Annotated in this window: 5 protein-coding genes and 1 tRNA gene; 4 read left to right on the top strand and 2 right to left on the bottom strand. The window is 32.9% G+C overall.

Annotated elements, in window-relative coordinates; genetic code table 11:
- Positions 1–54: 54 nt before the first annotated feature.
- Positions 55–1,239, top strand: a complete 1,185-nt coding sequence (locus tag BUB80_RS21680; protein ID WP_073297700.1) for a DUF1501 domain-containing protein — start codon at positions 55–57, stop codon at positions 1,237–1,239.
- A gap of 257 nt (positions 1,240–1,496) precedes the next feature.
- Here the strand turns inward: BUB80_RS21680 and BUB80_RS21685 are convergent, their stop codons facing one another.
- Positions 1,497–2,519, bottom strand: coding sequence for a helix-turn-helix transcriptional regulator (locus BUB80_RS21685; protein ID WP_073297702.1), 1,023 nt, complete (start codon positions 2,517–2,519; stop codon positions 1,497–1,499).
- A 187-nt stretch (positions 2,520–2,706) separates the two neighbouring features.
- Positions 2,707–3,048, bottom strand: coding sequence for a HopJ type III effector protein (locus BUB80_RS21690; RefSeq protein WP_073297712.1), 342 nt, complete (start codon positions 3,046–3,048; stop codon positions 2,707–2,709).
- Between the two features lie 98 nt (positions 3,049–3,146).
- Between BUB80_RS21690 and BUB80_RS21695 the strand changes: the two genes are divergently transcribed.
- From BUB80_RS21695 to BUB80_RS21700, 3 genes are all read left to right on the top strand, one after another.
- Positions 3,147–4,529, top strand: a complete 1,383-nt coding sequence (locus tag BUB80_RS21695; protein ID WP_073297704.1) for an RtcB family protein — start codon at positions 3,147–3,149, stop codon at positions 4,527–4,529.
- Between the two features lie 237 nt (positions 4,530–4,766).
- Positions 4,767–4,876, top strand: a tRNA-OTHER gene (locus tag BUB80_RS23745).
- A 183-nt stretch (positions 4,877–5,059) separates the two neighbouring features.
- A complete protein-coding gene (locus tag BUB80_RS21700; RefSeq protein ID WP_073297706.1) occupies positions 5,060–6,811 on the top strand; it encodes a hypothetical protein in 1,752 nt (583 codons plus the stop codon).
- The last annotated feature ends 358 nt before the right edge of the window (positions 6,812–7,169 follow it).

The following is a 7,169-nucleotide window of genomic DNA, read 5'->3' on the forward strand; positions in this document are numbered from 1 at the left end:
TAAAAAGCAATTCTATAACCGTAACCTATTATTTTCCACCTAAAACCCAAGTTTATGTTAATCAAAAGAAGAGAATTTCTCAAAATAAGTTCATTAGCTACCGTTTCATTAATGGTACCTAATTTCCTAAAGTCGATGACATTGGATAATGCTTTGGAACGCAATCAAAAGATCTTGATCGTTCTTCAGTTCACGGGCGGAAATGATGGATTAAATACGATCATTCCTACAAAAAATGATATTTATTTTAAAGAGAGAAGTAAAATCGCCATACAGAATTCTTTACCGCTTAATGATGAAGCAGGAATTAATCCGGCTTTGTCTTATTTTAAGGAACTGTTTGATAATGGAGACCTTTCGGTTATGAATAATGTGGGTTATCCAAATCCTGATAAATCCCATTTTCGAAGTATGGATATCTGGCAATCTGCAAGTAAAAGCAATGAGTTTTTAGAAACAGGATGGCTAGGGCGTTTTCTGGATGAAGAATGTTACAAATGTGAGCATGCAACACAAGCTTTGGAAGTTGATGATATGCTAAGTTTAGCCCTAAAAGGAGAAAATAATAAAGCTTTTGCTTTCAAAGATCCTAAAAGATTGTATCAAACAAGTCAGGAGAAATATTTCAAGTCGCTTTATGACCATCATCATGATGACGAAACGGTATCTTATTTATATCAAACGCTGGGTTCAACGATCAATAATGCAGGTTATATTTTTGATCAAAGCAAAGCAAAAAAAACGGATCAAGCATATCCTAATTCACAATTGGGAAAAGACTTTAAAACGGTTGCTTCATTGATAAAATCTGATATTAATACTCAGGTTTATTATCTTTCTGTGGGAAGTTTTGATACGCACGTTAACCAAAATGAAAGACAGGAAAAATTGTTTAGCGATATTAATGAAGCCGTAAAATCTTTCGTTGCTGATATGAAAACTAACGGCCTATTCAATGATATTTTATTGATGACTTTCTCAGAATTTGGCCGTCGTGTTGCGCAAAATGCCAGCAACGGAACTGATCACGGAACAGCCAACCAAATGTTTTTTATCAGTGGTGGATTAAAAAAGAAAGGGCTTATCAATGCACTCCCCGATCTACAAAATTTAAATGAAGGGGATTTAATTTACACCGAAGATTTTAGGAAAGTTTATGCTACGGTTCTGAAAAACTGGTTAAAAGCAGATTCTTCTAAAGTTTTGGGCTGGAAAAACGGGGTGTATGATTTTATATAGGAAAATAAACTTCTAATTTTGCATAAAAAAAGAGATTGTTTTTGAAACAATCTCTTTTTATTTTTTAACCTCACAACACTTAAGGTCGAGTTGGAAGTGGTTTTTTCTCATCTTTCTTTCCTGTTATTTTTTTAACAAGGAAATCTATTGCTAAAGGCGCGATAATTGCAATTAATGCTTTGAAAATTCTTGATCTCATAATGCTATGTTTGTATAATAATTACAATTTTTGCGCCATAAAATAGATTTACTACAAATTATTGCTCATCATCAGAGATTATTAGGTTTTGATAATTCAAACTTCCTCCTTTGAATTTCTCTTCCATTCTTAGTCTCAACTTTCGTGGTTTATGCACAATTAAACTCTCACCAAATCCCAGCAAAAGCCTTTCTAACTCGAAGTTTAGTTGAACGCAAATTTTAAAAATGGTTCCTTCATTCGTTTCACTTACAATCTCCTGACTGCTATGCAAAGGTTTTGTTTTTATATACGGCGAATTGGAAGAATCAACAAAGAAAACAACATTTCTCGGAGCCACGTTCGGAGAAACACTCACTCCAACAATATCTTTAAAATATTCATCACCGTCAAGATTTCTGTCTATATATTGAATCTTTTCTTCGATCTGAATGTTCTCCATCCTATCTAAAGCCAAATTATACATATATTCTTTATTAAAACAAATCAGAAACCAACGATTATTGAACTCTTTTAATAATTGTGGATGTACAATAAAGTTACTCGATTCTCGTGCCGTAAAACTTTTATAAAGAATATTTAAAACCTTTTTATTTAAAATCGCATCATACAAAACATCAATATGTTCCAACCCCTTCAACTGTTCATTTTTATCCAAATGAATAATTGATTTCTGATTGGTAGCATGAATAGAATCCTCCAGTTTCTGAATCACTCCATTCATTTCCTTGAACATTGAAAAATCTTTGAACTGCTTTAAAATCTGCACAGCATTATTCATCGCCTTCAAATCACTTTCATTCACTGAAATATTATGAATACTATAATCTGGGTCGCTGTAACGATAATACTTTCTTTCATAGACTTCAATTGGAGCTTCGTACCCGAACTTTTCACTGCGCATATTCTGCAGATCGAGTTGTACAGTACGTTTGCTCACAAAAGATTCTTTGCCTTCAAACTCAAACAAAGCTTCAGAACATTCATCAATTAAATCTTCTAAAGTGTATTGCTTGTATTTGTTTTTAAGGCATTTATCAAGCGTTTTGTAACGGATAAGTGCGTTTTTGTTGGATGACATGGTATTTTATTTTGTCTTTTTAATTAATTTTTGGAAAATCACAAAGGCGCAATTTTATTAAAAAAGTTACGGGTTTAAGGCGCAAGGATTTTATCTTCGATAAAATTTAGCTGGACAATTTGTTGAAAATCTATGATTTTCTTGCGCCTTAAAAACAGTTTATACTTAAAAAATTGCGCCTTTGCGTTTATAACATAAATTTCTTTGTCAAAGCTTCACCTTCAAAAGAAATCCCATCCCAACCGAATTCGATGAAATTCCTGATGTTTTGATGATCCGTTCCTTCAGGATTTTTCAATACATCTTCTCTGTAAAATTCGCCGAAAAGGCTTAAAACCTCATCTTTTGACACATTATTCAACTTCCCAAAACTGAATACTTTGCAAGAACCATTGTTCTGATCTGCTTCATTTACTGTATTTCCGTTGGTGAATTTTGTTGGCGTGAAATTATAATTCTCATCAATAAATGCAATCACCTCTTTAAATTGAATCGTTTCAGGAGAAATTTTTATTTGTTCTAGTATCATTTTTTTAAATTTCATCAAAAATAATTAAAATATTTTCATCTACGCAAAAAGACTGCATACTTGTGTAATTACTTTGCATCAACAAAATGAGAGAACACATGGAATTTAACGGAAACAACTTAATAGAATTAGGATATAGATCAGCGAAATGGTTTAAAGAAGCGATTGCACATATCAACGAAAATAAATTAGATGAAAATCAAATTGCAGCCTATTTGGAACAATTCAAACAACCGGACTTGATTCCACTTCATGAAACAGCAAAAAATTTCATCATTAATATCAGAGCGGAACACGAAAGTGAAAATGATAACGTGGAAAAAGTAATCAACACCATGAAAGTTTTGATGAAAACGCCCACTTTAATTAATGGAGCCATCATGCCGGATGCTTGTCCAACAGGTCCAGAAGGTCAGATTCCTGTGGGCGGAGTTGTTGTGGCAAAAAATGCTATTCATCCAGGATTTCATAGCGCAGATATCTGTTGTTCCGTGATGTTGACCGATTTTGGAAAAGCCGATCCTAAAGAAGTTTTAGATGCTGCGCATTCTATCACGCACTTTGGATACGGAGGAAGACCAAGAGGAGAGCAAATGGAGATGTCTCAGGAATTAATGGATGCTTTTAGAAAAAATGATTTCTTGAATGATGAAAAATTAATCAGTATCTCCCGTTCACATATGGGAACTCAAGGGGATGGAAACCATTTCTTATTCGTGGGAATTTCCAAAAATACAGGAAATACCATGTTGGTGACTCACCACGGATCGAGAGCTCCGGGAGCTGCTTTGTATGATAAAGGAATGAAGATTGCGAATAGATTCAGACAAGAAATTTCACCAGAAACGTTGAGGGAAAACGCCTGGATTCCTTATGAAACTGAAGAAGGAAAATCATATTGGGAAGCCCTGCAATTGATAAGAACGTGGACGAAAGAAAACCATACATCTATTCACGATGCTGTTTTAAACAAAATGGAAATCGAAAAACAAGATAGATATTGGAACGAACATAATTTTGTTTTCAAGGATGGAGATTTATTTTACCATGCAAAAGGAGCAACTCCGTTGGACGATAAATTTATGCCGGATATTACGGGGCCAAGATTAATTCCGTTGAATATGTCAGAACCCGTTTTGATCGTTCAGGGAAAAACCAATGAAAGAAATTTAGGTTTTGCGCCACATGGAGCAGGAAGAAATTTCAGCAGAACACAGCATAAAAGATCACTGGCCCATAAAACCATTGAAGAAATTTTTGAAGAAGAAACCCAAGGGTTAGATATCCGTTTCTTCTCAAATGAAATTGATATTTCTGAGCTTCCGACTGCTTATAAAAGTGCTAAAAACGTAAGAGCCCAGATTGAAGAATACGGACTTTGCGAAGTCTTGGATGAAGTGATGCCTTATGGATGTATTATGGCTGGGGATGTTCAGAAGAATGCGCCTTGGAAGAAAAAGAAAAAAATTAAAAAAGCATAGATGTTGGAAATACGCAAAGATTTTAACAACTATACTTTTTAAGGCGCAAGGATTTTATCTGCGATAAAATTCCATGAATCGAATTTGCTAAAAATCTTTGATTTTCTTGCGCCTTAAAAGCACAATGAATTTAAAAACTTTGCGCCTTTGCGTTTAACCAAAATAATAAAACTAATAACCGAACCTTGCTGGTGTAAAAGTCTGTAAGGTTTATGAAAACTTTTAATAATAACGGTAGGAGTAGTAGCTCAGATGGTAGAGCAACAGATTACTTTTCGCTTTTGGCAAATAAAGTTCCTGTAAAACGTCAAAGTTGTGGGTCGCAGGTTCGAGCCCTGCCTACTCCTCAAACTAATAAAAATGTTTATATTTAATGATTAATCATTTTCATTAGTAAAAAATTAAGGCAAAGGGAGTTCCTATATTTTTAGAAAATTACTCCCCGCTTTTTATAAAACTATAGGTAAAAGGAGTTCCTATATATTTCATTAAAAGAACTACTCCTCACTTATTTTTTTAAATTAAAAACAATGAAAACATTAAAATTATTCAACGCTGTATTAGCAAGAAAATCTCATGAAAAGCCTTTTATTTCAGAGGAAGGATTTATCATTGAATCTGATGCACTTTGGGCTAAAAAAGAAATTATTTCTTATTATTCAAAAGAAAAACTGAATGGAAATGATTTAAATAAAACCTTTCATAAATCGTGGCAGAAAATCAAAGAAAGCAATAGAATTGAATTGTTAATTGAACAAATCAACCACTATATTTCAACGTATGGAAGTAATTTTCAAAATGAAATTTATATCCCTAAAGAAGTATTGAATGTTCCTGATTTAAAGTTAACTTTTAAAGTTGTTAAAGCCTATTCACAAGAAGAAATGCAGGAAAAATGTCTTTCTCTTTTGAAATCAGGTATTGCTTTGAAAGAAGAAACGATCGATGATTTGCTTTATATTCTGCATACAGAATTGGACTATGATTTTACAGGAAAAGAAAATATCAGAAACAAAGAAGCGATTATAAAAATTGCCGATTTGTACGATATTTACCCTGAAAATCCGGTTGAGTTTTTCCGTTACGTAATTTATAAAACAACAAATACAACGCTTTTAATTAAAAACGATGATTTGATTGATTTAATTAAGCAAAGTAATTTTAATCCAACCTACTTATTTGAAAGTTTTGGACTAGAAAGACTCGCTGAGATCTTTAACAGATTCAAACCTTTATTTTTAGCTTATAAAAAGAAAGCTCCGAAAACAATTAATAAAATTTCGAAGCTGTCAAAAGTTTATCATCAACCATTAATTTTAAATCCATTAAACAATGCTACCAATATATTGTTGGAAAATAGTGATTTACACTGGTTAGAGAATGCAACGCCTTTTGCTTTATTTAAAGCTTTATCCGCTTGTTATTCAAGAATGTATGGTCAGGATACTTTTGTCTACAGAATCAGAAATGGAAAATCATGGACAAAAAAAGGAACTCCTACTTCTGCGAATGAATTGAATTATCATTTTATCTTAAATTATTTACAATCAAAATATAATCTTTCCGGAAAGAAAATGTATTTCCCTAAAGATGTAGAATTTGGCTTACCCACTTCCGAGAAAATGTTTGTGGGAAATATCCCAACCGGAACGAGATTTTATGGTGAAAGACTGGCGATCGGAATTTATTGGGAAGATGCTTGGGGAGCAAATGACCTTGACCTTTCCGGATTAAATATCGCAGGAAAAATTGGCTGGAATGCAGCTTATAATCAAGATAATGGACAATTGATGTATTCCGGAGATATGACCTCTGCTCCTAAAGGTGCGGTAGAATATCTTTACGCCAACAAATATTTAAGCACTCCAACACTTGTAATGAATAGTGTTTTCTCCGGAGATGCCAATTGTGGTTATAAAATCGTTATCGGAAAAGGAGATGATATTTCCTACGAGTATATGATGAATCCTAATAATCTCTTTGCTGAAGCAAAATGTAACTCGGTTCAGAAGCAGACGATTTTGGGAATGCTATTGCCAAAGGATGGAAAACAATGTTTCGTCTTATTGAATTTTGGAGCAGGAAATTCACATATCTCGGGAACTTCTGAAGTTTCTACGATGGCAACTAATGCCCTGTATCAGCAATGGTATGAGCCAATTTCTTTCAATCATCTGATAGAAGAATTGGGAGCAACCATCACTTCAGAAAAAGAAGAAGCAGACTTTGATTTCTCATTGGAAAGCTTGGAAAAAGATAGCTTTACCAAGATTTTCAAATAATATTTTAAACTGCCATTTTGAGTGTAAAATCTTGAAATGGCGGCTTTTGTTTTTAATGCAAAGGTTTATTTTTCTTAAGCCTGTTTAAACTAATAAAAAATTAAACCGCAAAAGGTACAAAAGCTATTATTGAATTATTTAAAGTTTAGCTCTTTTGAAAACAAAGCTTTCAAAAGAATAAAAATCAAAGATTTTTTTAAACTTATGAGTTCTTGTTTGCATTTCATGATGAACTTCAATAAATAATATATCAATCTTTTGTCTCTCGTATGTTTGTATTTATAAATATAAGTTACTTTAAAGAATAAAACTATGAGGCAGCAGAAATATTTTGTGAGAGGTAATTTTTATAAATATA

Source organism: Chryseobacterium polytrichastri, assembly GCF_900142445.1.
GTDB classification, from domain to species: domain Bacteria; phylum Bacteroidota; class Bacteroidia; order Flavobacteriales; family Weeksellaceae; genus Chryseobacterium; species Chryseobacterium polytrichastri.

Bases quoted from the DNA above. Each gene is read 5' to 3' on its own strand.
- BUB80_RS21680 (WP_073297700.1), top strand. From the start codon at position 55: ATGTTAATCAAAAGAAGAGAATTTCTCAAAATAAGTTCATTAGCTACC.
- BUB80_RS21685 (WP_073297702.1), bottom strand. From the start codon at position 2,519: ATGTCATCCAACAAAAACGCACTTATCCGTTACAAAACGCTTGATAAA.
- BUB80_RS21690 (WP_073297712.1), bottom strand. From the start codon at position 3,048: ATGATACTAGAACAAATAAAAATTTCTCCTGAAACGATTCAATTTAAA.
- BUB80_RS21695 (WP_073297704.1), top strand. From the start codon at position 3,147: ATGGAATTTAACGGAAACAACTTAATAGAATTAGGATATAGATCAGCG.
- BUB80_RS21700 (WP_073297706.1), top strand. From the start codon at position 5,060: ATGAAAACATTAAAATTATTCAACGCTGTATTAGCAAGAAAATCTCAT.